General features: G+C 44.6%; 25 protein-coding genes. 12 read left to right on the top strand and 13 right to left on the bottom strand.

Translation table 11 applies throughout. The annotated features are described in order from the left end of the window. Window positions 1–2: 2 nt before the first annotated feature. The 13 genes from G3M65_RS05180 to flhA form a co-directional block, all read right to left on the bottom strand. Window positions 3–1,121, bottom strand: coding sequence for an efflux RND transporter periplasmic adaptor subunit (locus G3M65_RS05180; protein WP_173833526.1), 1,119 nt, complete (start codon window positions 1,119–1,121; stop codon window positions 3–5). Beyond that, the gene (locus tag G3M65_RS05175) at window positions 1,118–2,428 is read right to left on the bottom strand and encodes a TolC family protein (protein ID WP_173833525.1); all 1,311 of its coding nucleotides are present in this window, start codon (window positions 2,426–2,428) and stop codon (window positions 1,118–1,120) included. The genes G3M65_RS05180 and G3M65_RS05175 overlap by 4 nt, the downstream gene beginning before the upstream one ends. Before the next feature lie 40 nt (window positions 2,429–2,468). Further along, on the bottom strand, window positions 2,469–3,068 hold the full coding sequence (locus tag G3M65_RS05170) for a DUF8089 domain-containing protein (protein ID WP_173833524.1): 600 nt from the start codon (window positions 3,066–3,068) through the stop codon (window positions 2,469–2,471). Next, window positions 3,052–4,368 carry a UDP-N-acetylmuramoyl-tripeptide--D-alanyl-D-alanine ligase gene (locus G3M65_RS05165; RefSeq protein WP_173833523.1) on the bottom strand — a complete coding sequence of 439 codons (1,317 nt, stop codon included), beginning with the start codon at window positions 4,366–4,368 and terminating at the stop codon, window positions 3,052–3,054. Before G3M65_RS05165 ends, G3M65_RS05170 begins: the two co-directional genes overlap by 17 nt. Window positions 4,369–4,393: 25 nt before the next feature. Beyond that, complete coding sequence (locus tag G3M65_RS05160) at window positions 4,394–5,875, bottom strand: RNA-guided endonuclease InsQ/TnpB family protein (protein WP_173833522.1); 1,482 nt, start codon at window positions 5,873–5,875, stop codon at window positions 4,394–4,396. Window positions 5,876–5,940: 65 nt separating this feature from the next. Then, window positions 5,941–7,191: a ComEC/Rec2 family competence protein gene (locus G3M65_RS05155; RefSeq protein WP_173833521.1), complete on the bottom strand. Its 1,251-nt coding sequence runs from the start codon at window positions 7,189–7,191 to the stop codon at window positions 5,941–5,943. Continuing rightward, window positions 7,154–7,807, bottom strand: coding sequence for a class I SAM-dependent methyltransferase (locus tag G3M65_RS05150; protein ID WP_254426320.1), 654 nt, complete (start codon window positions 7,805–7,807; stop codon window positions 7,154–7,156). The genes G3M65_RS05155 and G3M65_RS05150 overlap by 38 nt, the downstream gene beginning before the upstream one ends. After that, entirely contained in the window at window positions 7,797–8,195 is a 399-nt protein-coding gene (locus tag G3M65_RS05145; RefSeq protein WP_173833520.1) for a hypothetical protein, read from the bottom strand. Before G3M65_RS05145 ends, G3M65_RS05150 begins: the two co-directional genes overlap by 11 nt. 30 nt (window positions 8,196–8,225) lie before the next feature. Beyond that, on the bottom strand, window positions 8,226–8,843 hold the full coding sequence (gene pgeF, locus G3M65_RS05140) for a peptidoglycan editing factor PgeF (protein ID WP_173833519.1): 618 nt from the start codon (window positions 8,841–8,843) through the stop codon (window positions 8,226–8,228). Beyond that, window positions 8,804–9,574 (bottom strand): pyrroline-5-carboxylate reductase, encoded by a 771-nt coding sequence (gene proC / locus G3M65_RS05135; RefSeq protein WP_173833518.1) that lies wholly within the window; start codon window positions 9,572–9,574, stop codon window positions 8,804–8,806. The genes pgeF and proC overlap by 40 nt, the downstream gene beginning before the upstream one ends. 2 nt (window positions 9,575–9,576) lie before the next feature. Continuing rightward, window positions 9,577–10,404, bottom strand: coding sequence for a MinD/ParA family protein (locus G3M65_RS05130; RefSeq protein WP_173833517.1), 828 nt, complete (start codon window positions 10,402–10,404; stop codon window positions 9,577–9,579). Next, window positions 10,404–11,510, bottom strand: a complete 1,107-nt coding sequence (locus tag G3M65_RS05125) for a flagellar biosynthesis protein FlhF (RefSeq protein WP_173833516.1) — start codon at window positions 11,508–11,510, stop codon at window positions 10,404–10,406. Before G3M65_RS05125 ends, G3M65_RS05130 begins: the two co-directional genes overlap by 1 nt. Beyond that, complete coding sequence (flhA, locus tag G3M65_RS05120; RefSeq protein WP_173833515.1) at window positions 11,500–13,536, bottom strand: flagellar biosynthesis protein FlhA; 2,037 nt, start codon at window positions 13,534–13,536, stop codon at window positions 11,500–11,502. Before flhA ends, G3M65_RS05125 begins: the two co-directional genes overlap by 11 nt. Window positions 13,537–13,578: 42 nt before the next feature. On the opposite strand from flhA, the gene G3M65_RS05115 reads away from it, so the two are divergent. From G3M65_RS05115 to G3M65_RS05060, 12 genes are all read left to right on the top strand, one after another. After that, a complete protein-coding gene (locus G3M65_RS05115) occupies window positions 13,579–14,076 on the top strand; it encodes a roadblock/LC7 domain-containing protein (protein ID WP_173833514.1) in 498 nt (165 codons plus the stop codon). Then, window positions 14,066–14,635: a GTP-binding protein gene (locus tag G3M65_RS05110; protein WP_173833513.1), complete on the top strand. Its 570-nt coding sequence runs from the start codon at window positions 14,066–14,068 to the stop codon at window positions 14,633–14,635. Before G3M65_RS05115 ends, G3M65_RS05110 begins: the two co-directional genes overlap by 11 nt. Then, window positions 14,613–15,737: a DUF8082 domain-containing protein gene (locus G3M65_RS05105; protein WP_173833512.1), complete on the top strand. Its 1,125-nt coding sequence runs from the start codon at window positions 14,613–14,615 to the stop codon at window positions 15,735–15,737. The genes G3M65_RS05110 and G3M65_RS05105 overlap by 23 nt, the downstream gene beginning before the upstream one ends. After that, window positions 15,734–16,636 (top strand): Tll0287-like and HAMP domain-containing protein, encoded by a 903-nt coding sequence (locus G3M65_RS05100; RefSeq protein ID WP_173833511.1) that lies wholly within the window; start codon window positions 15,734–15,736, stop codon window positions 16,634–16,636. Before G3M65_RS05105 ends, G3M65_RS05100 begins: the two co-directional genes overlap by 4 nt. Window positions 16,637–16,649: 13 nt before the next feature. Continuing rightward, entirely contained in the window at window positions 16,650–18,362 is a 1,713-nt protein-coding gene (locus G3M65_RS05095) for a proline--tRNA ligase (protein WP_173833510.1), read from the top strand. Window positions 18,363–18,443: 81 nt separating this feature from the next. Further along, window positions 18,444–19,160: a hydrogenase nickel incorporation protein HypB gene (hypB, locus tag G3M65_RS05090; protein WP_173833509.1), complete on the top strand. Its 717-nt coding sequence runs from the start codon at window positions 18,444–18,446 to the stop codon at window positions 19,158–19,160. Next, window positions 19,157–20,014 carry an NADH-quinone oxidoreductase subunit B family protein gene (locus tag G3M65_RS05085; protein ID WP_173833508.1) on the top strand — a complete coding sequence of 286 codons (858 nt, stop codon included), beginning with the start codon at window positions 19,157–19,159 and terminating at the stop codon, window positions 20,012–20,014. The genes hypB and G3M65_RS05085 overlap by 4 nt, the downstream gene beginning before the upstream one ends. Beyond that, the gene (locus G3M65_RS05080; RefSeq protein WP_173833507.1) at window positions 20,004–21,311 is read left to right on the top strand and encodes a nickel-dependent hydrogenase large subunit; all 1,308 of its coding nucleotides are present in this window, start codon (window positions 20,004–20,006) and stop codon (window positions 21,309–21,311) included. The genes G3M65_RS05085 and G3M65_RS05080 overlap by 11 nt, the downstream gene beginning before the upstream one ends. A gap of 9 nt (window positions 21,312–21,320) precedes the next feature. Then, window positions 21,321–22,322 (top strand): hydrogenase expression/formation protein HypE, encoded by a 1,002-nt coding sequence (hypE, locus tag G3M65_RS05075; protein ID WP_173833506.1) that lies wholly within the window; start codon window positions 21,321–21,323, stop codon window positions 22,320–22,322. Further along, window positions 22,322–22,666: a hydrogenase maturation nickel metallochaperone HypA gene (gene hypA, locus G3M65_RS05070; RefSeq protein WP_173833505.1), complete on the top strand. Its 345-nt coding sequence runs from the start codon at window positions 22,322–22,324 to the stop codon at window positions 22,664–22,666. The genes hypE and hypA overlap by 1 nt, the downstream gene beginning before the upstream one ends. A 21-nt stretch (window positions 22,667–22,687) precedes the next feature. Next, the gene (locus G3M65_RS05065) at window positions 22,688–22,981 is read left to right on the top strand and encodes a hypothetical protein (protein ID WP_173833504.1); all 294 of its coding nucleotides are present in this window, start codon (window positions 22,688–22,690) and stop codon (window positions 22,979–22,981) included. Then, window positions 22,941–23,489, top strand: coding sequence for a DUF6036 family nucleotidyltransferase (locus G3M65_RS05060; RefSeq protein ID WP_173833503.1), 549 nt, complete (start codon window positions 22,941–22,943; stop codon window positions 23,487–23,489). The genes G3M65_RS05065 and G3M65_RS05060 overlap by 41 nt, the downstream gene beginning before the upstream one ends. The last annotated feature ends 65 nt before the right edge of the window (window positions 23,490–23,554 follow it).

Raw genomic sequence — 23,554 nt, 5'->3', positions numbered from 1 at the left:
GCTCAGCCTCCTACCCTACAACCTTCACAGGCTCTTTCAATCCCTTGGATAACTATCCTTTCACCCTCCTTCAAACCTGACAGCACCTCAACTTTATCACCTCTCCTTTCACCCAGTTTTACAAACCTCAACTCTAAGGTGTTGTCTGACTTTACCACCCATACACCTGTAAAATCAAAGCGTCTTACTATGGCATTTTCTGGAACAAGTATCACATCAACCTTTTCGGGTATTAGAAGGCTTGCATACATACCGCTCTTTATCCCTTCCGCATTCTCTAACCTTACCTTAACCCTAAAGGTTCTCGTAGCAGGGTCAAGTGCGGGCGAAACCTCTACCACTTTACCCTTTAGGGTCTTCCCAAGTCCAGACACGCTCACTTCAAACTCTTGACCCATCTTGACTTTACCCACGAACCTTTCTGGCAGAAAGGCTTCAAATAGGTATGGGGGAGCTTCTACCACAAGGAGCGGATGACCAGGCACAGCAAGGTCTCCTACATCTACACTCTTTTGAACCACGTAGCCGTTAATGGGCGAGGTTATGTTGGCATACTTTAGGTTGCTCCCTATTGCTTGTTTTTGGCTTTGGACCGCCCTTACTCCTGCCCTTGCCTGTTCCACCTGTGCTTGTGCGGACTCAAACTGGGCTTTTACTTGGTCAAATTCCTGTTGAGTTATAGCACCTTCCTTCAGAAGTGTGGAATACCTTTCAAAGGTCTTCTTCACCGCTTCGTAGTTTGCCATTGCAGACCTGAGGGCTTGCTCCGCCTGAGCCATCTGATGATTGACCGCCTCCGTCTGAGCCTGTATGTCCTCTGCATCTATGCTTACAAGGAGCTGACCTGCTCTTACACTATCACCTTCCTTGACCAGAACACTTTTTATCTTTCCCATTATCCTTGTGGAGACATCCACCCTCTTGTCCGCCACTATCTGACCAGTGTAGGGGCTTAGAACTTCCGAGAGTTTTTCCGTAGTGCCTATAGTGAGACCTTCAACAACCTTTGCTTCTTTTGCCAATTCACCAGGCTTTTCCTTCTTTGTGAGAAACCCCCCAAGCCAGACTATCATGGCAAGTATTATCAAAACAAAGACCGCATACTTTATCCAGCCTTTCATCTCTTTACCTCCTCCACAGAGCCTGCGTTGTAAAGAATATCCATATACGCCTTACTGCAGGCGTTTATCGCCTGAACCCTTTCTATCCTTGCCCTGTCAAGCTCTGTTTGTGCATCCAATATATCTACCATTCTGGCAAGCCCATTCTTGTATCTTACCTCCATAACCCTTAAAACCTCTTGGCTCGCCCTTATTCTGTCTTCCGCTGACCTAAGCATGTCAAGTGCATTTTCATACTCTGCGTAAGACCTATCAAGGTCAAAGACTGCAGAATCCTTGAGGAGCTTTAACCTCTCTTGAAGGCTTGCCCTTCTCTCTAAGTTTGCTTGAGCCCTTCTTAGGGTTGTAAGCCCCGTATCAAAAGTCCAAGACACTCCAATGCCCGCAAGATAGCCTTTTCCATCTGCACCAAGAGGGTAGTCTTTTGAATTAAGGAAATACTGGGCAAAGGCAAAAACCTGGGGTAGATTGTCTGAAAGGGTGAACCTGAAAGCCTCCTCAAGGGTCTTGACCCTCTCTTCTAAGGCTTTTATGTCTTTTCTGTTTTGAACCTTTTCTCTTAGAACCTTTATATCCACCTCAGGGCATTGTCCTATATCATGAACCTCAAACTCCCCAAGAGGGACACCCACTACAACCTCAAGTCCCCTTTTTGCAATATCATAGCCTCTCATTGCCTTTTGGAGGTTTTCTTCTGCCTTCGAGAGGTATACCCTCGCCCTTAGCACGTCAGAAAGCAAAGCCATACCTACTGTATGCATCTGCTCCGCGAGCCTAAGATGTTCTTTTGCATCCTCAACCGCCTGCTTTGCAACCTTTATGCTTTCTTTGGCAAGCACCGCATCCATGTAAGCGTTGTATACTTGCCTTATAACCTCTTCTTTCCTTCTTTCTGCCTCAAGACTTACAGCTCTGTATTCGTACTCCGCCATCCTCTGTGCGGACTGCACTTTACCGCCGAGCCATATGGGAACTTCAAGGGTAAACTTTGTTTCAAAGTTGTTTATTGCTTTGGGATTGTTCAGTTTTGCAGGGTCAAAGTCCTGCATAGTTATCCTTTCCTGATTGAGCTTGCTCATAAAGGCATATGCTGGCACATCAGTTCTTGTAAAGGTTTCTTCCACCTTTATTCTGGGGAAGAGTGCACCCTTTGCCGCTTTTAGCTCCAGCTCCTGAGCCTTAAGGTCCTTCTGGGCAGATTTTATGAGAGGGCTGTTTCTAAGGGCAAGCTCTATAGCCTCTTTGAGTTCAACCTCTCTCGCCAAAGCCAAGCTAAAAATCGTGAGCAACAGAACCACTATTCTCATGGTTTATCACAATATAATTATATCATTATATACTAATATGTCAAGCACCACTCAGCAACCTCTTAATAGTGTTTACAACGTATAGCCTTATCTTTGTGGAATTTGCATCATCAACATCTATCTCAAATGCGAGCTTTGAACTGTATGTGCTTTCCTCCATTATACCCACGAGCCTCGCAGTGCCAGATACTCCAGAAAGCTCCTCCCTACCCGTAATTTTAAAGTCTAAACTTTTGTTTAACATGTTAGGCACAATAGATACATCTGTTACCGCAATGGAAAAGCCACCCTCCGATATATCAATAGGAGCAAAAGCACGGAAGACCCCCTCTATCTTAAGAAGAACCACAAAAGTTTGGTCCCTTTGAACTGGGACCCTTGGTTTGCTTCTGTCTCCAAGCCTCCCTTCGCCGGCGTAGAAGATGTCCACTATGATATGCTCGTTTTTACCTACAACCCTTCCCGGCAGCATGAAGTTCATATACCCAAGGTTTACTACATCCCCAGTCAATATTAGCCTTCTGACGAGGGGTGTTATGCCTAAGTAGAGCTTGCCTTCCTGATATTTGAGTTTCTCAAGCCTTGTATGGAAGAGGACGCCACCCTCAAGTATCTTATAAACATCAACAAGGTCTGCCATTAAGAGTTCCCTCCACCAACTTTTCCATGTTCATACCTCTTGAACCTTTAAAAAGTATAACCGCTTTTTCATGAACATTCTCAAGAAGCCAATGAAGAATTTGCTCATGGGATTCAAAGAAAAAGCACTCTTCCTTAAGCCTTTTGCACTCTTCGTAGGCATGTCTCATATTCTCTCCCAAGAAAAGACACACATCTATGCTTAGCTCCACACAAAGTCTTCCCACTTCCCTATGGTATTTCTCAGAGCCCGCTCCAAGCTCTAACATGTCACCTAAGACTGCAATTTTTTTAGTTTTGAAAAAACTCAAACTTCTAAGAGCCATCCTCATGGAAGGAGGGTTTGCGTTATAAGTATCGTCTATCAGGGTCATCTCTCTCTTCCTTAGGATACGAAAGCGACCTTCCACTGGATGAAAGTTTGCAAGGTGTCCACAAAGACCCTTCCAGTCTATCCCCAAAGCCTCAAGTATGGCAAGGGCACAGAGGGCGTTCTCTACTATCGCAAGACTTGGCACTGGAATAAAGACTTGCACTCCGTCCACTATAAAGCTAACACCCTCTTCGGAAAGCTTTAGGTCTTCCGCTTTGAACCTGCCATCTCCGAAGACCAACTTTCTGGGTATATGGTAGCAGTGAGATACATAAGCAGGGCATACGCCACGGTCTTCCTCTCGCATCTGGTAGAATACCTCGCCGTTTCCAAGCACCACATCATCAAGGCATCCAAAGGTCTCAAGATGCTCCTCACCTATGGCGGTTATTGCCCTTATGTGTGGCTTTACCAGTTCCACGAGCCTTTTAACATCCCCCTTTTGGCTTGCACCCATCTCTACAACCCAGAAATCACAGTCCCCTTCAAAGTTAGCTATAGAAAGAGGAACACCGATTTGAGAGTTGTAGTTTCTGGGCGTTTTGCAAACCTTCCCTACCCTTGAAAGCAAAAAGGCGGTAAGTTCCTTCGTGGTAGTTTTACCCGCAGACCCTGCTATGGCAACTACCTTTCCTTTGAAGTTTTCCCTTTTCCAACTTGCAAACCTTCTTAAAGCTTCCAAGGAACTTTCCACCACTATTTGAGGAGTATCCTTAGGTAGTCCAAGCTCTCTCTCACATATAACCCCCACTGCTCCTTTCTGAATTGCCTGCAGAGCATAGTCATGCCCGTCATGAACCCTACCCTTTGTTGCCACGAACAGCTGACCCTCTTGCACCTCTCTGCTGTCTATGGAAAAACCACTAAAAGAGGCAGGCTTTCCAAAATGTTTGGCATTGATGAGCTTAGCAAGCTCGGAAGTTGTCATGGAATTATATTATAAAGAGTATCCCTTAGCCTAGACAAATATCCCTTTTAGGGACATTTATCCACACCTCGGGTTTAGGGACTGACTGAAAGTATGGATTTCTTTCAATCAATCCCAGTGCCTTACTCCAAAGACACTTAAACCGCTCATCAAACAGGCGAGCCATAAACTCCTCTACCTGCTTGATAAGGGCTTGCTCCATCCTGCGTAAATGCAAGCTCCACTTAGCACGGCTAAGTAGATTCCTGCTTGCATTCACATCCGCATGGAGCTTTTTATCGCATAGCTCACACTCAAACTCACTCCTTGTCTTCCTATTCTCTTTGTCTACATACCCACAATTACTGCATGCTTGTGAACTATAGGCAGGATTTACATACACGACCTCTATGCCATATTCCTCTCTCACTTCCTCTAACTTCTTCTTTATCTCCCCAAGCCCAAACCTTATAAGCACTCGCTTTACTGATTTTGGGAAGTTGTTTATTACCCTTTGCAGAAATCCTCTCAAGTCCTCAAGCACAAGCCTTCGTGGTCTGTATAGCTCTATAACCCTGTTTATTACCCTCCTTACCTCGTTCTTCACATACTCACTTAGCCTGTGTTGAAGTCTTAAATACCTCTTGCTCTCTGTTGGCTTTTTTCCTCTCCTTTGCATCTCCCTTTGAATTCTGTCTATCTTATCCGCATACTCTCTGACCTTGCTGTAAAACTTCCTGCCAAAGAGGTCTCCTCTGTCTGAAACAAGAAAACACTCCATGCCAAAGTCAAGAGCTACCTCTCCACTGAGAGTTATCTCCTTCCTCTCTATCTCCTTCACAAGCCTTAGTTTGCCATCCTCTGCTATCTGAACCATGCTTGTTAGCTTTCCACCTCTTTCCTCAAAGTATTCATGAAGTTTCACAGGCAGATATATAGGCTTTCTCTTTTCATGAGTTGACAGTCTTATCCAGAAGTCAAAGCCTTTTGCTTTCTTTGGTCTTTCCAGCAAGGCACACTTGCTGTCTAAAAGCATAGAAACACCTCTAAAACTTGGCTTTTTCCAGCTTTTGAGAATATGCTTGAATATCTTTTTAGCAAGCATTCTTTCTTCTTTGACTATCTCATACTCGTGCTTGTTTTTGTCTTTATCTATCCACAGGGCTTTCTCACTTTTTGGAATAAGCCATTCCTCTCTGGAGTTGATATAAAGGAGAACTCTTTTTGTCTTTTCAGGAAGAGTAGAGCTAAGGACTATCTCTTTGAACCTTTCTTGGACATTGGCAATAAAACTTTCCAGTGTAGGGACTACCACATGGTATTGGATAGTGGACTTGAACCTTTCTGAAAGTGGGCAGTTTAAGTGTTTTATATTAGCTTTTCTGTTAAAAGAGCCATTTTTGAAGAAAAGAGACCACTGGAAGTTTGCTATTATTTCAGCGGTTTTTCTGTATAGCTTTAGGACATGAGCTATAAGGGTGCTTTTTCTTTTTGTGGTAGGGCAAGAGACTTCAATAGCCCTATACATAGGGATATTATAGCTTTTGTTTGTGAGTTTGTGTGTGAAACAATTCAAGCAACAAATTACCATTATTAGGTATAAATGTCAATATTTTCGGAGACTGGTCGCCAAGACACAAGGGACAAAAGGTATAGCAGAAAAGCTCCAAGAGTGCTTATTGCAAAGGAGCTTCCTACAGACAGGTCAAAACCTACCCTTAAGTCAAAAACTGAAAGCAGTTCCACTACCTGTATGACAGCCTTACCCATGAGCTCCAAAGGAAGGGTGGGAAGGCTAAAGAAGGTGATAAGCTCCAAAACTCCGTAGGCGGTAAAGGGAAGTAGCATGTAGCCCACAAGGGGACTAAAAAGCACACTGCCAAGACTTGTATGGGTAAAGGAAAGCAATAGAGGAGACACTCCAAGAAAGGCAAAAAGAGAAACTCCAAAGGGTAGTCCCAAGTTTCTGTATACCCATGAGCCTTCCGAAGGCAAAAGTCTAAGACCAAGAATTATGTAGAGGACCGCAAAGAAGGAAAGCCAGAAGGAAAAGGACTGGGAAAACTCAGGTCTATACAAAAGCAAGAGAGAACCAGAAAAGAGCAGTATGCCAAGAGAGTTTGGTCTACCTTCAGAAAGCCTCACTAAGACCCAAAGCGAAAGCATAAGCCCTGCCCTAAGAACTGGAGCTTCCTTAGGAACAAGCAAAAGCACATAAAGGCTCACACCCACAACACCCAAAAGCAAACCGTAAGGATAGGGTAGGAGATACCTAAGAAGGAGAAAAACCATTCCCACATGAAAGCCAGATATTACAAGAAGGTGAATAAGACCCGTTTTGGTAAAGTAATACTGAAGGTCTTGAGGAAGGCTCTCACGGGCTTCGCCAAGAAGGTATGTAAGCACAAAGGCTCTCACCTGCGGGTCTTGTATTCTCTCTTGAACACGGTCTATGTAGGACTTCCTCAAGGTCTTTTCAGAAAATATGTCCTCTATGTCCCTGTAGCTACCGCTGATGAAAAGCTCTGAGCCTTCCGCCTTCACATGTGCGTAGAGGCTAAAGGAATCTGCCGGAAGGTCTTTGAGACCGTATATGTTTACAAAGGCAGTCCTACCGTATATGTCTGGAAGGTCTCCACCCACTACCTTTGCCCTAAACCTCAAGCCCCTGTCTGTTTCTATTGGCACTCCCTCAAGCCTTAGCCAAACAATACCCTCGTCCTTGAACCAAAGATATCTGTTTTCTCTCTCTACCCTCCAAAGGCTAAAGGCTAAAAGAAAAAGAAAAAGCAAAAACTGTAAAAGCTCACCTCTTTCTGGAAAGGATAAGGTAGACAAGTCCAAAAAGCCTTTTTTGGACCTCCAGAACCTCAAAGCCCTCCTCCTCAAACTCCTTTTTCACCTCCTCAATACTCAAGGAGTTTTCCAAAGAGTGGATAAAAAAGTCCCACTTTTCTCTGCCAAAGAGGAGAAGTCCCAAGGGTTTTAGTGGATACTTCATGAGGAATATAAGAATAGGCGTTAAACTAAAGCGGTTTATGTCAAGCATAGCAATTTGTCCGTGCTTTTCCAAAATCCTGTAGGCTTCTCTTAAAAAGGCTTTTCTATCTAAAAGATGCCTGTATACGAGGGATAGAGTTATAGAGCCAAAGGAAGAGTCTTTAAAAGGCATATTCTCTGCATCCGCTACCACAAACTTACAAACCTTACACTTGGACTTTGCCAGCTTTAGCATCTCAAGGGACAGGTCCATTCCTACCCTCATGCCCTTGTTTTGAGACTTTAAAAGAACTTCGCCCGTGCCGGTGCCAACATCAAGTCTGTTACCCTCTGGACTTAGCATACTCAACAGGTCTCTTTGCCAATGCTCTATTCTCCTGAAGGTTATTAGGTTTAGAAAAAAGTCATACTTTCTGCTTACAGAGGAAAAAACCTCTCCAACTGTTCTCTTAGTTATCATCTGAAACCTGAACTACAAGCACCTTTGGATGTCTGTCCTGCAAGCCTTCTGGAACATATGCTCCAATTACCACAGGAATGGTCTCTATGCCATATACCCTTGCAATAACATTAGCCCTTTTGAGAGCCCTATCTGCATCCTTGTCCTCAAGTGTGTGGGATACTTCCACTGCAAGAAGAAGGTTTCTACCATCTTCAGATTTCACCCTTATTAATGCATCAAGGTTTAGTGCGTCTTTCCTTTCTTCCTCACTTATGAGCCCACCATCCAGAGCATCTTCCAATTTCTCTGACCACTCCTCTATAGGGACCACCTTTACCCTTCTAAAATACCTTCCAAAGTATGCAGGTGCACGCTCTCTGACTTTTCTTTCAAGTATATAGTCCATACCATAGAATATTCTAAACCTTTTCTCTTCTTAGGCAACAAGTTCCGCAAGGGTTAAAATTCTCTCTTGCGTTTTGTCTCTTCTGTATGAGGGTAGGCTATGGTGGCATATGGTGCATACACCATACTGGAAAATCCGTCCTATTCCGCCTTTTTTTAGCCTTAGGATGGTCTCCCTTTGGGTGTCCATGTAGTGCCTGCCACTTTTGTAATGTAGGCTCACAAAGTAATTTTTGAACTCATCACCCACCTCATAACAGCAGGCTCTCGCAGAGGGACCCACAAAGGCGAGGAAGTTTTCAAGTCTTTCAAGGCTTGAGAGTATTTCAAGGGTTTTTTCTATTATGCCTTCCCTTAGACCTCTCCAGCCTGCATGCACCACCGCCACAGTTTTTTCTCCAAGAAAGGCAAGAGGCACGCAGTCCGCAGTCCTAATACCTATCTTTAACCCAGGGGTTTGGGTTATTATGCCATCTCCCTCCAAACCTTCAACTGCCTCTGAGAGCAGATAGACCCTCGCAGAATGCACTTGCTTAAGAGTTAGCACATCGCTGTCCTCTTGCCACCTTTTTATGGCAAGCCTTGCCCTTCCTTTTTGTAAGGAAAATATTAGAGTTTCTTTGCCTTCTCTGAGGTCCTTCGCACGCATTCCATTATTATGCCCTTAAAGCCTCTCTCTTCAAGCACCTTTATACCTTCTATGGTCGTCCCGCCGGGAGAGGCAACCCTTGTTATCCACTCCTCTGGGTTTCCACCAAGCCTTTTGAGTAGCTCACAAGAGCCAAGCACCATGTCTATGGCTATAGCCTTTGCCTTCTCATAGGAAAACCCCTCAAGCACGCCAGCAAGAGAAAGAGCGTGAATAAAGCTAAAGACAAAGGCAGGACCAGAGCCTGCAAGGGCGGTAAAGGCGTCAAAAAGGCTTTCCTCAAGTTCATAAAGACTTCCACAGTGAGAAAAAAGAGATATGAACTTTTCCCTTTCACCTTCTTCTATAGCCTCACCACAAACAAAGGCTATGACCGCCTTTCCTACAAGAGCGTTTATGTTTGGCATAAGCCTTATGACCCTTGAAGTTCCAGAAAGCTCCCTTATCCTCTCAAGAGAAAGCCCAGCCACAAGACTTATGAGAATCTTTCGGTCAAGCTTTCCCCTTAAATTCTCTAAGAGCCTTTCCACATCCTTTGGCTTTACCGCCACCAAAAGCCAATTGGAATTCTTTAGAAGAAACTCAAGGTCAGAAGCAACCCCAAAACCCTCAGAAAGTGCCTTTGACCTTTTCTCCTCACTCACATCGTATACAAGCACCTCCACATGACCTATTAGAGCCTTAGCAAAGCTCTCTCCCATATTGCCGTAGCCTATAATTCCCAGCACCATGCTTATCTCCTCAGTTTTGATAATAGTCTTTCCCAGAAACTTGGAGCGTAAGGTTTTATATCAAGAGGTAGTCTAAGCAATGCCTTTGTAAGGTCCTTTGTCAGATCCTCACTGAAGGGATTTTGGTTTACTATGTTCCTTATCATTTTAGGGTTATACCTTATGCCTCCAAGGTATTTGGTCTCTGCGGATGTGAACTTTTCACACACTACCCTTATGCTCTCGTAAACCCTAAGGCTCTCCTCATCGCTACTAACCTTATTCACAAGCACATAAAACTCTTTCACCTTCTCCTCTTGGTTTAGCACCTTTATGAGCCCGTAGGCGTCCGCTATAGCGGTGGGCTCTGGAGTGGTTATTATTACAGGTATGTGGGAAGAGGAAACGAGGGCTGTGGTGTCTGAATGTATGCCTGGTGGTGTGTCAAATATCACCCACTCATAGTTTTTCTCTGCGTATTCTTGTAGTTTGTATATGAGGTTTCTGAGCTGTGCAGGTGGCAGGTTTACAAGCTCTCTGACTCCACTACCGCTGGAGATAAAGTCAAGGTTTTCTTCCACAGGAACTACTACCTCTTCAAGGGACACTTCACCCATAAAGAAGTGATACAAATTCTTTGCTGGAGTTATCCCAAGCATTATATGCACATTGCTAAGCCCAAGGTCTCCGTCAACTATTAACACCCTCTTGCCATTCCTTCCTATTATCCTTCCCATATTTATGGTTATCAGCGTTTTACCAACCCCACCCTTTCCGCTTGCCACCGCAATGTATCCCGTTTTCCTCTCTTTACCTTCCACTCTCATAAGATGAAGAGCCTGAGCCTCCATTACTGCACCTCTAAGAATATCTTAGCCAAGTATTCATAACTTGCCATAATCATATCCTCGGGAACCCTTTGACCAGTTGTAAGGCATAGGATAGGTATCTGGGTTCTGTAGGCAACATTGACTAAAGTCCCAAAGTAGCTGGTCTCGTCCAATTTGGTAAATATGAGACCGGAAGGCTCTACCACGCTAAAGCTCTGTATTATCTCATACTGAACCCTTTCTTCTGTGTTGGCACTTAGGGTTATGTACGCCTTAAGTGCTGGAAGCTTTGTAAAGAAGGATGCAAGCTCCTTTAACTTGACCTCATTATACTGACTTCTACCACCGGTATCCACAAGCACTATATCCAAAGAAGAAAGTTCTCCTATACATTCTCTAAGTCTATAAGGTGTGTCCGCAGTTCTAAAGGGAAGCTCCATTATGTTGGCATAGGTTTGAAGCTGTTGAACCGCGCCCGTCCTGTAGCTATCTATGGTTATTAGCCCAACCCTTTTACCTCTTTGCTTTAGGTTATACGCCAGCTTGGCTATGGTGGTGGTTTTACCCACACCTGTTGGACCCAAAAGGGCGACCACATTAAAGCCTTCTTCTGGAAAGTTTTCCACAAGCCTTAGACTTTTGCTAAAGCCTTCTATGAGAGACTCAAGGTTTTCCCCTTTTAGGTCAAGCCTTTTTAGTTCAAAGTCATATCCGCATGCGGATTCTACTATCTTCTGCGCCACATCCCTTGAAACTCCTCTGTTTATGAGCTTATTCATTAGGTATAAGGCTCTGAGGGAATATTCTCCCTCAAGGTCATCCCTCCTTATCTCCTCCTTTTCCACCCTCTGTCTTTTGACAAGCTCCATAACCTCTTTTAGGTTTTCCTTTAGCCTGTTTATCTCCTGGTATAAGGTTTCTTCTTTTCTTAGCTCCTCTCCAAAGTCCTCTTTGTCTGGTATACCCACCGTTATCTCAAGTTTTGACCTTTTAGGGAAGGGTAAAAAGGGCAATAACCTTTGCTTTATAACCCTTGTGGATAATATCACCGCCTCTGAACCATATAGGCTTCTCACTTCCTCCACCGCCTCCTGAAGAGAGTCCACCACCAACTTTTTAATTTTCATCTATGACACCTATGACCTTTAGGTTTAACTGCCTATCAAGTTCATTATAAGACAGCACAATGAGGTTTGGCATGTAGTTTTCAAGAACCTTTCTTATGTGTCTCCTTATAGAGCTTGAGGTTATAAGAAGGGGCATAGCCTGATACTGGGTAAACTTTGTGACCTCCTGAGAGAGCTTCGGATAGAGTCCATTTATAAGAAGGTCTAAAAATTCCTCCTCCTTGCCCTCTTGCACCAAGGCGGTGAGCTTTGTTTCTACCTTTGGAGACAGTATCATGGCATACAGGGTTCCATTTGTGGAATAAAGTCTTGTTATTCTCTTGGCAAGCCTTTGACGAACATACTCTGTAAGAAGGTCTGAGTCTCTTGTTTGGTCTATGTAGTCCGCAAGGGTTTCAAGGATGGTAAGAAGGTCATTGATGGGTATGCCCTCTCTGAGAAGGTTTTGAAGCACCCTGTGAAGCACAGAGACAGGCACCACATCAGGCACAAGCCCCTGCACTGCCTTTGGATACTTCTTTGAGAGGTTTTCTACAAGCTCAAGAACCTCCGCCCTTCCCAGTATTTCATGCAAGTTTTTCTTTATAGTCTCGCTTATGTGAGTTATCATAACCGTGGATATGTCCACCACCATATATCCCAGCTTTTGTGCTTTTTCCTTTTGGTCTTCCCTTATCCAATAGGCTTTTAGCTTAAAGGATGGGTCTTTGGTCTCTATGCCTTGAAGTGGCTCTCTGGCATTGCCCAAATCTATGGCAAGCCAGTGCCCTGGCACTATTTCATAAGAGTCCACCTCTATACCCCTTATGAGTATGCGATACTGGTGAGGTCTAAGTCTTAGATTGTCCCTTATATGCACAAGAGGTATAACAACGCCATATTCACTTGCAAGCTGTCTTCTTATGGTCTTTATCCTCTCTGGCACATCTCCCCCTTGAGATTCATCCACATAGGGAATAAGTCCATAACCTATTTCAAGGGCTATGGTTTCTGGCTGTGTGATTACCTCCTCTTCTCTCTTCTCCGTAGGTGTTTTTTTCTGCTCTTTGAGTAGCTCTTCAAGTTTCTTCAGCTCTTCCTCCTTAAGTGCCCTGCTTAGGGCATAGTATAGCCCTCCGAGCAGACCTGCCATGAAGAAGAAGGGAAGTTTGGGAAAGCCCGGTATTAAACCCATAAAGACAAGAAGTGCAGAGGAAAAGAGAAAAACCCTTGGCTCTTTTGAAAACTCTTTGAAAAGCACCCTGCCAATCTCCTCCCTTGAAGAGGACTTGGTGACCACTATACCCGCAGAGGTAGAAAGCATAAGGGCAGGTATCTGGCTGGCAAGCCCCTCACCCACTGTAAGGAGAGAGTATGTCCTTATAGCGTCGGAGAAACCCATACCCTTAAAAACCAAACCCACAAGAAGACCGCCCACAAGACTAAGGAAGAGTATTATCAAAGCTGCTATGGCATCTCCCCTTATAAACTTGCTGGCACCATCCATAGCACCAAAGAAACTTGCCTCTTGCTCAAGCTGAGCCCTTCTTTTTTTAGCCTCTTCTTCTGTAATTAGTCCTGCGTTGAGGTCTGCATCTATACTCATTTGCTTTCCGGGCATTGCATCAAGGGTAAAACGCGCTGCCACTTCGGAGACCCTCTCCGCACCTCTGGTTATAACTACAAAGTTTATAACTATAAATATGAGAAACACAATAAGACCCACCACCACATCACCACCCACCACAAAAGTGCCAAAGCCTTCTATGATATGCCCTGCGGCAGAGGTTCCCTCGTGTCCGTATAGGAGTATTCTCCTCGCAGCAGCTATGTTAAGAGAAAGCCTCAGAAGCGTTCCAAGGAGCAGAATACTAGGAAAGGCAGAAAGCTCAAGAGGCTCTTTTATGAAGGTGGTAAGCACCAGAACCGTCATTGAAAAGGTAATACTAAGAGCCAATAGAAGGTCAAGAAGAAGGGCGGGCACGGGCAGGACTATAGCACCCAGTATAACCACAAAGGCAAGAATAACCCACCCTTCCCTGATCATAGGACTATAATATACTCTATCATCCCAACTGGAGGGAGCTATATGGAGCTTGATATAATTCAATACGATATAGACCCAGAAACCAAAAGGCGTCTGCGGATGGTCCTGCAAAACTTACTAAATAAGACCTCCGCCAGCGTGATAATACTTACCGACGATGCGGGAAGGATAATAGACATAAAGGGTCAGAAGGAGGAGGATTTGGAAACGGAGTTCTTAGCCACTCTTATAAGTGGTATATTCGGTGCTGCGGTTGAGATGGGGAAAATCCTCAGGATGGAAGACCTTGAAGTTCTCCAGTATGAAAGTAAGAGCATGGATGTGGTCATAAAATACATCCGACCAAGGTTCCTGCTCGGTATTATAGTTGGAAAGGGCGTAGCTCTTGGCACTGTGAGGCTTTTTTTGAAAGAAGCTGGAGAGGAACTTGAAGAAGTCCTTGAAAAAGCGGAAATGGTTCCATCAAAACAGATAAAAATAGATATAAAGGAGCTTGAGGAAAAACTGAATAGAGTTTTGGGGGGTCCTTATGAGGCTTAAGATAGTTTATTTTGGCTCCAGCTTGGCTGGCAAAAGCACTAACGTAAAAAAGCTGTATGAAATACTAAGGGAAAAGAATTTAACTAAAGGTGATATGGTGGTTATGGAAACTGAAGAACAAAGGACGCTTTTTGTGGAAATGTTTGTAAGCTCCATAAACATTGATGGATATGAATTTGAATTAAAGATACTTACAACACCTGGTCAATTCAGGCTTCATCCCCTCAGGAAAGTCATAATGAAGGGAGTGGATGGGCTTGTTTTTGTGGTGGATAGCTCAAAAGAGAGAGAAAAGATAAACTTTCTTGTAATGAGAGAGACCGCAGCGGTTCTAAAGGAACAGGGAGAGGACTTGCTTAGGTTCCCCGTGGTGGTTCAATATAACAAAAGGGACCTACCTGACGCCATGGAAATAGAGGACATGCAGGTGCGCTTCAACCCCTGGGCTACAGACTATGTGCCAGCGGTGGCAATAAGAGGGGAGGGAGTGTTAGAAACCTTTCAAAAGGTCATAAAAAATATATTGGTAAGAAAATATGCGGGGAACACCCTTATATAAAGACATAGACATAAGCACCATAAGGTTTGATACCTTGAAAGAGGAGATAAGGGAGAAGTCCTTTACAGGCTTTATGAAACTAACATACTGGGAAGCGGAGGACTACCTCTTCTATCTGCGCGGGAGGGAAGTGGCGGGTATAAGATACCTTTCAGATGGGGCTGGCAATAGGATAGAGGTGGAAGGATATAAAGCCTACCAAGAGAGGGGCTTTTTGTCTCTTTATACCACATCACCCATTGAAGTCTTTGCTTTTTTGGAATGCCTTAAGGACAGAATAAGCCCGTACAACTTTATCACCTACGGTCATGAGCTTATAGCACCCATCCAGCTTTCTCATGCGGACCCCAACAAGGTTCTTGAAAACATAAGGTTTATGCAAATGCACGGCTATATGATAATCTGTGAGGAGGCTGGGCTTGGTCCCCTTATTGCCTTTTCTGGAGGAGAGCCAGTTTTCATCAGCGGTAAAAATTGGTCAAAGGGGGCAACCTTGCAGGTAGAGCCAAGTAATGCCTACATGGCTGTATTCCAAACAGAGCCAGAGTTTGTGAACTTTTTGGCTTCTCTTGATAGTCTTAAAAGGGTAGGGAACGTGAAGGGTGGTAATTTGCAGGACATTAAGGAGCTGATAAAAAAATATGGCACTTCATACCTTCTTGTGGAGATTTTTTTAACCGAAGGAATGCGTTTTTTCAGCCTGATGAGGGGAAATTATGTTATCTTTAAGGCATTAAACAGGCTTGGACATATAGAAAAAGAAACCGCTCATCTTCCTCAGGGAGCTGTGCCCTTTATTAACCTCTATACCCTGGAAATGAACACAGACCTCAGACCTATAAATGTGCATTTTAGCTTATCTGTTAGAGAAACGAGCTTTGTAGCAAGCACTACACTCTCCTCTATAAGGAATGCCTTTGTGGAGGAAATCGGTCCCATAGGTGTGGCTGTTTGGAAGAGGGTTTTTGAGAAAATGGGACTTGCACCAGACAGGCTTCCGAAGGATAAGCTTCCAGATTTCATACAAAGGCTTGCGGAGGAGATACCCGATGAAAAACATTCAAGGAGGTTCATAGAAAAAACAAGGAGGTGGTTATCATGAGAAGATTTCTGCCCAAAAGCATCAGATGGAAGATAAGCCTTCCCATTTTGCTTTTTGGTGCTATTGCAGGCTTTGCAACAGGCATTTACACCTACAAAACGGAGGTAGACAAGGCAGTCTATACCACAGAAGAGAAGGTGAACGCAGCCATAACCTTCAGCGATAGCTCAAGAGAGTATGTGAGAAAGACACTTAGACCCCTTATCTTTGATTTCCTTGCGAGGGCTAAGGGTTGTGTTCAAGAGGACTTTATCTTGGAAGCCCAGTCTTCCAGCTTTTTCACCGCTTCCATCTTCAACATGGTCAACGAAAAGATGCCAGATTTTCAACTAAGACAAGTAGCCTACAACCCTATAAATCCAAAAAACAACCCAAAACCCGAAGAGGCAAAGATAATCAACTTCATGAAAGCCACAAACCAAAAGGAGTATGTGGGCGTCATAGAGATGAATGGACAGAGATATTTTGTTCATGCCTTTGGAAAGGTAGCAGAGGCTGGATGTATGCAGTGCCACTCCACAAGGGAGGCCATGCCCAAGAGCCTTGTTGCCAAGTATAACCCTCAGTATGACCCTAACTGGAAGGTGGGTGAGCTGGTGGGTGCGGTTATGGTATCTGTGCCCTTTGAAGCCATACTGCTACGTGCTCAGCTCAATGGACTTATCAGAGGTCTTGCTGTCTTTAGCATATTCCTCGCAATAACCCTATTTATTGTGGTAGCTCTGGACAGGCTTGTCTTCAAACCCGTGGAGGAGCTCCAAAGAAGGGCGGAGGAAATCGCCAAAGGCAATGTGGATGAACCCATAGAGGTAAAGTCTGAAGACGAGATAGGCAAGCTGGCGGAATCCTTTGAGAGGATGAGGGTAAGCATCAAGAAGGTTATGGACCTGCTTAAGTGATATAATTAGCAAAATGCGTTGGAGCAAGTATTTTTGGTATACTTCAAAGGAAGACCCGGCGGACGCAGAAGCACCATCGCATAAACTACTCCTGAAGGCTGGCTTTATCAAGCAGGTCTCTGCAGGCATATATGAGCTTACTCCACCCGGTGTGAGAGTTCTAAGAAAGATAGAAAACATAGTTCGCAAGGAAATGGACAGGAGCGGAGCTCAGGAGGTTTTGCTTACCGTATTGAACCCTGCTGAGCTTTGGAAGGAAACAGGAAGGTGGGACTTGTATGGTAGAGAGCTTTTTACCCTAAGGGACAGAAATGGCAGGGAATACTGTCTTGGACCAACCCATGAGGAGGAAATAACAGACCTTGTTAGGTCCTTTGTAAACTCATACAGACAACTTCCTTTGGTTCTTTACCAGATACAGGTCAAGTTCAGAGACGAAAAAAGACCTCGCTTTGGTCTTATAAGGGGAAGGGAGTTTATCATGAAGGATGCCTACTCCTTTGACCCAGATGAGTTTTCCGCCATGATGTCTTATGAAAGCATGAAGTTTGCCTACGATAGGATATTTAAAAAACTCAGGCTAAAGACACTGCTTGTGGAAGCGAGCGTGGGGGCTATAGGTGGAATAAGCTCTCATGAGTTTGTTGCTCTAACTCCCTACGGAGAGGCAAGAGTTGCCTACTGTGAAAGCTGTGGCTATGGAGCAAACGCAGAAATAGTAAGACTTTCCAAGCCTCAAGAGGAGGAAGAAGAGCCTTTACCTTTAAAGGAAGTTCATACGCCAAACACAGACACCATTGAAAAACTCTCCTCTTTTCTTGGAGTGCCTGCAAGGAAGATAGTAAAGGCGGTGCTTTATATGGTAAATGGAGAAAAACCCGTCATGTTCCTCATAAGGGGAGACAGGAGCATAGACGAGAATAAGGTGGAGGCTGTTTTGGGAACGGAGAATTTTAGGCTGGCGGAAGACAAGGAGGTCCAAGATATTTTGAAAACCAGCAAGGGCTTTATAGGACCCTTTAACCTTCCACCTCAGATAAAGGTCTACTGGGACAACTCTACCTACGGACTAAAGAACGCGGTAATAGCCTTTAATAAGCCAGATTATCATTACATAAACGCCAACCCAGGGAGGGACTTTGAATATGCAGAGTTTGTGGATGTGTGTCAGGTAGAAGAGGGCGACCCATGCCCTAAGTGTGGCTCTTCCCTTAAGGTAAGCAAAGGTCTTGAGCTGGGACATATATTCCTTCTTGGGACAAGGTATTCTGAGCCCATGAGAGCCTACTACACAGACCCCACAGGACAAGAAAAACCCATCATAATGGGTTGCTACGGTGTAGGCATTTCAAGGTGCATTTCTGCAATCGTGGAGCAGTATCACGATGAAAAGGGAATAAAGTGGCCCACTTCGGTTGCACCCTTTGAGCTTGACATAATATGCGTAAACATGGAAGACCAAGAGCAAAAGGCGGTGGCGGAAAACCTATATATGCTCGCACAGGAACATGGTATAGAAACCATATACGACGATAGAGACCAAAGCCCAGGCTTTAAGTTTGCGGATGCGGACTTGTGCGGATTTCCATACAGGATAGTGGTAGGCAGAAAGATAAAGGAAGGCAAGGTGGAACTCCAAAATAGACACACAGGAGAAAGGTGGGATGTGGAAATAGACAAGGCTGTGGAGACTGTAAAGGATTTGGTGCAGAGGGATAAGACCTAAAAACACCAAAGCACTTCCTAACCTTGTTGACGAAGCCAGTTAGAGGTCTATATTTAATGAATAACCATTCAGGAGGAAATCATGTGTCAAGAGTGTGGATGTTCCATAAACCATAAGCATGAACACAGCCATAGAGAAGAGGTAAACCTTTTCAAAAAGGTGCTTGAAAGGAACGACCTTCAGGCGGAGGAGAACAGAGAGCATTTTGAGGAGCATGGTGTATTTGCCATAAACCTTATGTCTTCACCGGGTGCGGGAAAAACTTCACTGCTTGAAAAGACCATTGAGTCCCTTTCAGACCTAAGAGTAGGAGTTATAGAAGGCGATTTGGAAACGGACAGAGACGCTCAGAGGATAAGGGCAAAGGGCGCACCTGCGGTGCAGATAAGCACAGGTTCTGCATGCCATCTTGATGCCTTTATGGTGCACGAGGGTATACATGAGCTACCACTTGAAGGTCTTGACCTTGTTTTTATAGAAAATGTGGGAAACCTTGTGTGTCCCGCCAGCTATGACGTGGGAGCTCACATGAACGTGGTTCTTCTCTCTGTAGTAGAAGGTGATGACAAGCCAGAGAAGTATCCTGTTATGTTCAAAAGTGCACAGCTAATGGTGATAACAAAAACAGACCTCCTGCCATATGTGGACTTTAGCGTAGAGAAGGCAATCAGGTCTGCAAGAAAGGTTAATCCTTCTATAGATGTTATAAGGCTATCCGCAAAGACTGGAGAGGGTATGGAGGAGTGGCTTGAATATCTCCGATTTAAGGTAAAAGCCTTTAGAAAAAGTTTGGTATGAGAGTTTTCTGGCTTCAGAGGCTTACCTGTTGTGGGAATACACACTCTTTTCTGAACTATGAAAGCCTTCACATTCTCTCTAAGAGGCTTGAATTTCTTTATCATCCCAGCCTTTCTCTCAAAGCTCAAGAAGAGGCGGTTGAAGAGCTTATAAAGAGCGGTGAGGGGATTGACATACTCATAGTGGAGGGTGCGGTGAGAACCGATGAAGTAGAAACAAGAGAGCTGTGTAAAATTGCCAAATATGTAATAGCGGTTGGAAACTGTGCGGTTTATGGAAACATTCCAGCCCTTGCGGATGAGACTGTATGTGGTCTTTCTTATAGGTTCAAGGAAAGAAAGGGACTGCTGGATGAGGGTTTTAAGTCAAGAAGTGGTATGCCGGTGATAAACCTCTCTGGCTGTCCAGCACATCCAGAATGGATAGTGGGAACCATGCTTATGCTTGCGGAGGGTATAAAGCCAGAGCTTGACCAGTGGGGCAGACCTAAGGAATTCTACTCTTCCCTTACCCACTGGGGATGCACGAGGAACGAATACTTTGAATGGAAGGTGGAGGCGGAGGAGTTAGGCTCAAAGAGAGGATGTCTTTTTTATCACTTTGGCTGTAGAGGACCACTTAGCTACAGCTCCTGTAATACCATACTTTGGAACGGGGTTAGCTCAAAGACAAGGGCGGGGACACCCTGCTTTGGATGCACAGAGTATGACTTTCCAAGATTGGGTCTTTGGGAGACAAAGCAGTATGCAGGCATTCCTGCGGAGCTTCCCATAGGTGTTTCAAAGAGAGGATACATAATGCTCTCGGGCATAGCCAAGATGTTTGCACCAGAGAGGTTAAAGGGTGAAGGTTGAAAACTTAGAACTTCCAAGGGTTGAAGGAGAAGCAAGGCTTGAGCTTTTTTGGAAGGATGGTATTATAGAAGATGCGAAGGTATGCATTGCCTCCGTGAGGGGTATAGAAAGGGTTCTTGTGGGAAGGCACTACATGGACGCCCTCGTGATAACACCGAGGGTCTGTGGCATATGCGGTCATGCACATCTTATAGCGTCAGTTAAAGCAATAGAGGATGCCCTGGGTATAAAGCCAACGGAGAAGGCAAGGCTCGTAAGAAACATAACACAAAGCCTTGAAGTTCTACAGAACCACGTGAAATGGTTTTACCTGTTTATGATGCCTGACTTTATTCTTTTGGAAGAAAGGCTCAGAGGTCTTTACGAGCCCTTTAAAGGTGAAAGATGGCACAGTGCAATACGGATAGCTTCAAGGATAACAATGGGGATAGCCCTTTTTTCTGGTCAGTGGCCCCATTCATCCTACGCCATTCCCGGTGGCATAACCTCAGAACCCTCTGTCAAAGAGCTAACATCCCTTAGGCAGATACTTCTTGAGCTGAAGCACTTTTTCCTAAGCTATGTGGTAGGCATGGAAGAGGCTGAGTTTGTCAAGTGTTTAAAGGAAGGTAGCTGGCGGAAACTCAATGGTGATGCTGGGCTTTTCCTTGAGCTTTGCCATAGGGAAGGTTTGCTCACCTTGGGAAGCTCTTACAACAGGCTTATAAGCGGTGGCGGTCTTTATGCCCCCTGTGGCTACTTTATGAAAAAGGTAGTGCATGGAAGGTTGAAGGTTGACCAGATTGAAGAGCTTAATGCACCCTCTTATTCGGGAGCTAAGCCTGTAAGATACAGAGGCATGCCCTTTGAGACAGGACCCCTCGCAAGACAGCTTATGTCGGGAAACCTTATGGTAAAGAGTATGCATAGGGAGTTCAGAGATTCCTTTGCGGTGCGTGTGCTGGCAAGGGTTCTTGAAGTATGGAGTATAGCTGAAGCCATAGAGCTTTGGATAGAGAGGTTAAAGGAAGTGCTACACGAGAAATCTACAAGCCTTGGAAGGTTCCCATCAAAGGCTACGGGTATAGGATACGGCATAGTGGAGGCGGCAAGAGGCACACTCATACACAGGATTAGCGTAAGGAATGGAAATATACAAGATTACGCTATAATCACACCTTCCCAATGGAACCTTGGTCCAAGGTGTGAAAACTTTCTTGGTGTAGCGGAAAAGGCGATGGTTGGTTTAAAAAGCAAACTTCATGCCCAGATGGTGCTGAGGAGTTTTGACCTGTGTTCTGTATGCACAACCCACTGAGGTAGAACCATGAAGAGGATAAGACTTTCTGAAGGCGGTGGTGGTCAGGAAACTTGGAAGTTAATAAGGGAGCTTTTCTTGAAATACCTTGGAAATCCTATCCTCTCCGCCCTTGAGGACTCTTCTATTATCAAGCTCTCTTCAAAGGTAGCCTTCACCACAGACGCCTTTACCGTGAAACCTCTCTTTTTCAGAGGTGGAGACATAGGAAAGTTGGCAGTTGCAGGCACTGTGAACGACCTTGCGGTAATGGGAGCAAAGCCCCTTTATATGTCCGTCTCCTTCATAATAGAAGAGGGTTTTTCTTACGAAGAGCTGGAGAGGATAGTAAAAAGTATGGCACAGACCGCAGAAGAGGTTGGGGTGCTCTTTGTGGCAGGTGATACAAAGGTTGTTCCCTCGGGTCAGGCAGATGGTGTCTTTATAAGCACTTCTGGAATTGGTGGGGTCATATACGAAGGTCTATCCTGTAGAAATGTAAAGGAAGGCGATGCCATAATAGTCTCTGGACCTATAGGAGACCATGGTGCCTGCGTGCTTGCCCAAAGGGAAGGCTTTGAATTTGGCGAAGACTTTGGAAGCGACTGCCAACCTCTCTGGGACTTGGTAGAGCATCTTCTAAAAAGCGGTGTAGAGGTTCACGCCATGAGAGACCCAACAAGAGGAGGGCTATCTGCAGTTCTTCATGAATGGGCTCAATCTTCTATGGTTTCCTTTCTCATGGAAGAGGAGAACATTCCTATAAGACAGGAAGTGCTTGGTTTATGTGAGTTTTTGGGCTTAGAACCTTACCATCTTGCCTGTGAGGGAAGAGTTGTATTGGCGGTAAAGAGAGAAGATGCGGAGAAGGCTTTAGAGGTCTTAAGGGCACATCCGAAGGCAAAAGAAGCCAGCCTTATAGGCTATGCGGTCAAGCCAGAGGGCAGACCAGCGGTTGTCCTTAGAACCCCTTACGGAACAAAAAGGTTTTTAGAGCCACCTGCTGGCGAGCTACTTCCAAGGATTTGCTGATGCATGAGTTTTCCATAGTGCAAAGCCTCTTTGAGCTTATAGAAGAGCAGGTAGCTCTTCATGGTGCTAAGAGGGTTCTTAAGGTTGAGCTTCTTGTGGGTGTCCTCTCTGGCGTTGAGCCTCACCTTCTTGAGCTTGCCTTTGAAACCTTTAAAGAGGGAACACATGCCCAGAATGCGGAGCTTCACATACAGATAGAAAAGCTCAAGGTTTTCTGCTTTGACTGTATGGAGGAGTTTGAAAAGAAAGAGCTAAACGCTCTCTGTCCCAAGTGCGGTGGACTAAACACAGAAATTAGAGGAGGAAGAGACCTTTTGCTTAAGAGCCTTGAATTGGAAACTTAGTGCAAAGCTATAATTTATCTAATGGCGAAGTTTGAGCTCATAAAAAGGCTATGGCTGGACGCACTTTTTGATGAAAAAACCGCAAGGAGTTTACCTCAAGACAGCCAAGAGCTTGAAAAAGCACTATCTTGGTATTGGACTTTCAAAAGGGACTTTGAAATATACAACTTGCGGAACGCCTATCTGGAAGAGATTCTAAGGGTAAAAGAGCCTAAGCAAATCCCCAAGGAAGAACTCAATCAATACTATAGGGCTTTTGTGGAGAGGTTATGGTATGAGGGTCGTATACGAAAGGCTGTTGGAAAAGTTATCTGAGAAAGGGATAAGGTGCAAGCTAATAGCCATAGGAAGGAGTGCTTTAAGTTTCTATAAGGTAAACAAAGCAAAAAGCACTATGGATATTGATTTTGAGATAACGGAGTTTGAAGGAAAAATAGAGGAGCTTCAGACTGTCCTTGACGAGCTTGGCATTAGGGCGGACTACGGTGAAGACATAGATAGATGGGGTGTTGTGCCTTTACCTGCAGGATATAGAGATAGAGCGGTTAATGTTTTGAAAAGGGGTGGTGCGGAGTTGTATGTGCTTTCTCCTGTGGATTTTATAATAAGCAAGCTCCGCAGGGGAACTCAAGAAGACTGGGAAGATGCTATTGATGTAGCTTTTGCGGAAAATATCAAGCCAGAGGAAATTAGAGAAGTTTTGAAGTTGATAAAACCTATAAGAGATGTTCAGTTTTTTCACTTTCTGAAAAGGCTTGAAAGATTTTTGGAAGAGCTACAAAGGGCTTATAACCTCAGTAATGACCCCAAAAGAGTTCCTTAAGAGTTATTCTTGTGATGGAGAGAAAAGCAGGGAGGAGCTTTTGATAAGGGCTATGCTATATACCA

It is taken from the genome of Hydrogenobacter sp. T-8, from assembly GCF_011006175.1.
GTDB classification, from domain to species: domain Bacteria; phylum Aquificota; class Aquificia; order Aquificales; family Aquificaceae; genus Pampinifervens; species Pampinifervens florentissimum.
Note: the sequence above shows the minus strand (reverse complement) of the source record. Positions and strands in the feature narration are given on the sequence as shown.

What these genes read in the sequence shown, in the direction of transcription:
- G3M65_RS05145 (WP_173833520.1), bottom strand. Translation starts at nt 8,195, where the DNA reads ATGGACTATATACTTGAAAGAAAAGTCAGAGAGCGTGCACCTGCATAC.
- G3M65_RS05085 (WP_173833508.1), top strand. Translation starts at nt 19,157, where the DNA reads ATGAGAGTTTTCTGGCTTCAGAGGCTTACCTGTTGTGGGAATACACAC.
- hypE (WP_173833506.1), top strand. Translation starts at nt 21,321, where the DNA reads ATGAAGAGGATAAGACTTTCTGAAGGCGGTGGTGGTCAGGAAACTTGG.
- G3M65_RS05170 (WP_173833524.1), bottom strand. Translation starts at nt 3,068, where the DNA reads ATGGCAGACCTTGTTGATGTTTATAAGATACTTGAGGGTGGCGTCCTC.
- G3M65_RS05180 (WP_173833526.1), bottom strand. Translation starts at nt 1,121, where the DNA reads ATGAAAGGCTGGATAAAGTATGCGGTCTTTGTTTTGATAATACTTGCC.
- G3M65_RS05150 (WP_254426320.1), bottom strand. Translation starts at nt 7,807, where the DNA reads ATGATAACTAAGAGAACAGTTGGAGAGGTTTTTTCCTCTGTAAGCAGA.
- G3M65_RS05065 (WP_173833504.1), top strand. Translation starts at nt 22,688, where the DNA reads ATGGCGAAGTTTGAGCTCATAAAAAGGCTATGGCTGGACGCACTTTTT.
- G3M65_RS05175 (WP_173833525.1), bottom strand. Translation starts at nt 2,428, where the DNA reads ATGAGAATAGTGGTTCTGTTGCTCACGATTTTTAGCTTGGCTTTGGCG.
- hypB (WP_173833509.1), top strand. Translation starts at nt 18,444, where the DNA reads ATGTGTCAAGAGTGTGGATGTTCCATAAACCATAAGCATGAACACAGC.
- G3M65_RS05100 (WP_173833511.1), top strand. Translation starts at nt 15,734, where the DNA reads ATGAGAAGATTTCTGCCCAAAAGCATCAGATGGAAGATAAGCCTTCCC.
- G3M65_RS05130 (WP_173833517.1), bottom strand. Translation starts at nt 10,404, where the DNA reads ATGGAGGCTCAGGCTCTTCATCTTATGAGAGTGGAAGGTAAAGAGAGG.
- G3M65_RS05160 (WP_173833522.1), bottom strand. Translation starts at nt 5,875, where the DNA reads ATGTATAGGGCTATTGAAGTCTCTTGCCCTACCACAAAAAGAAAAAGC.
- G3M65_RS05115 (WP_173833514.1), top strand. Translation starts at nt 13,579, where the DNA reads ATGGAGCTTGATATAATTCAATACGATATAGACCCAGAAACCAAAAGG.
- G3M65_RS05105 (WP_173833512.1), top strand. Translation starts at nt 14,613, where the DNA reads ATGCGGGGAACACCCTTATATAAAGACATAGACATAAGCACCATAAGG.
- flhA (WP_173833515.1), bottom strand. Translation starts at nt 13,536, where the DNA reads ATGATCAGGGAAGGGTGGGTTATTCTTGCCTTTGTGGTTATACTGGGT.
- G3M65_RS05060 (WP_173833503.1), top strand. Translation starts at nt 22,941, where the DNA reads ATGAGGGTCGTATACGAAAGGCTGTTGGAAAAGTTATCTGAGAAAGGG.
- hypA (WP_173833505.1), top strand. Translation starts at nt 22,322, where the DNA reads ATGCATGAGTTTTCCATAGTGCAAAGCCTCTTTGAGCTTATAGAAGAG.
- pgeF (WP_173833519.1), bottom strand. Translation starts at nt 8,843, where the DNA reads ATGCGTGCGAAGGACCTCAGAGAAGGCAAAGAAACTCTAATATTTTCC.
- G3M65_RS05095 (WP_173833510.1), top strand. Translation starts at nt 16,650, where the DNA reads ATGCGTTGGAGCAAGTATTTTTGGTATACTTCAAAGGAAGACCCGGCG.
- G3M65_RS05110 (WP_173833513.1), top strand. Translation starts at nt 14,066, where the DNA reads ATGAGGCTTAAGATAGTTTATTTTGGCTCCAGCTTGGCTGGCAAAAGC.
- G3M65_RS05125 (WP_173833516.1), bottom strand. Translation starts at nt 11,510, where the DNA reads ATGAAAATTAAAAAGTTGGTGGTGGACTCTCTTCAGGAGGCGGTGGAG.
- G3M65_RS05165 (WP_173833523.1), bottom strand. Translation starts at nt 4,368, where the DNA reads ATGACAACTTCCGAGCTTGCTAAGCTCATCAATGCCAAACATTTTGGA.
- proC (WP_173833518.1), bottom strand. Translation starts at nt 9,574, where the DNA reads ATGGTGCTGGGAATTATAGGCTACGGCAATATGGGAGAGAGCTTTGCT.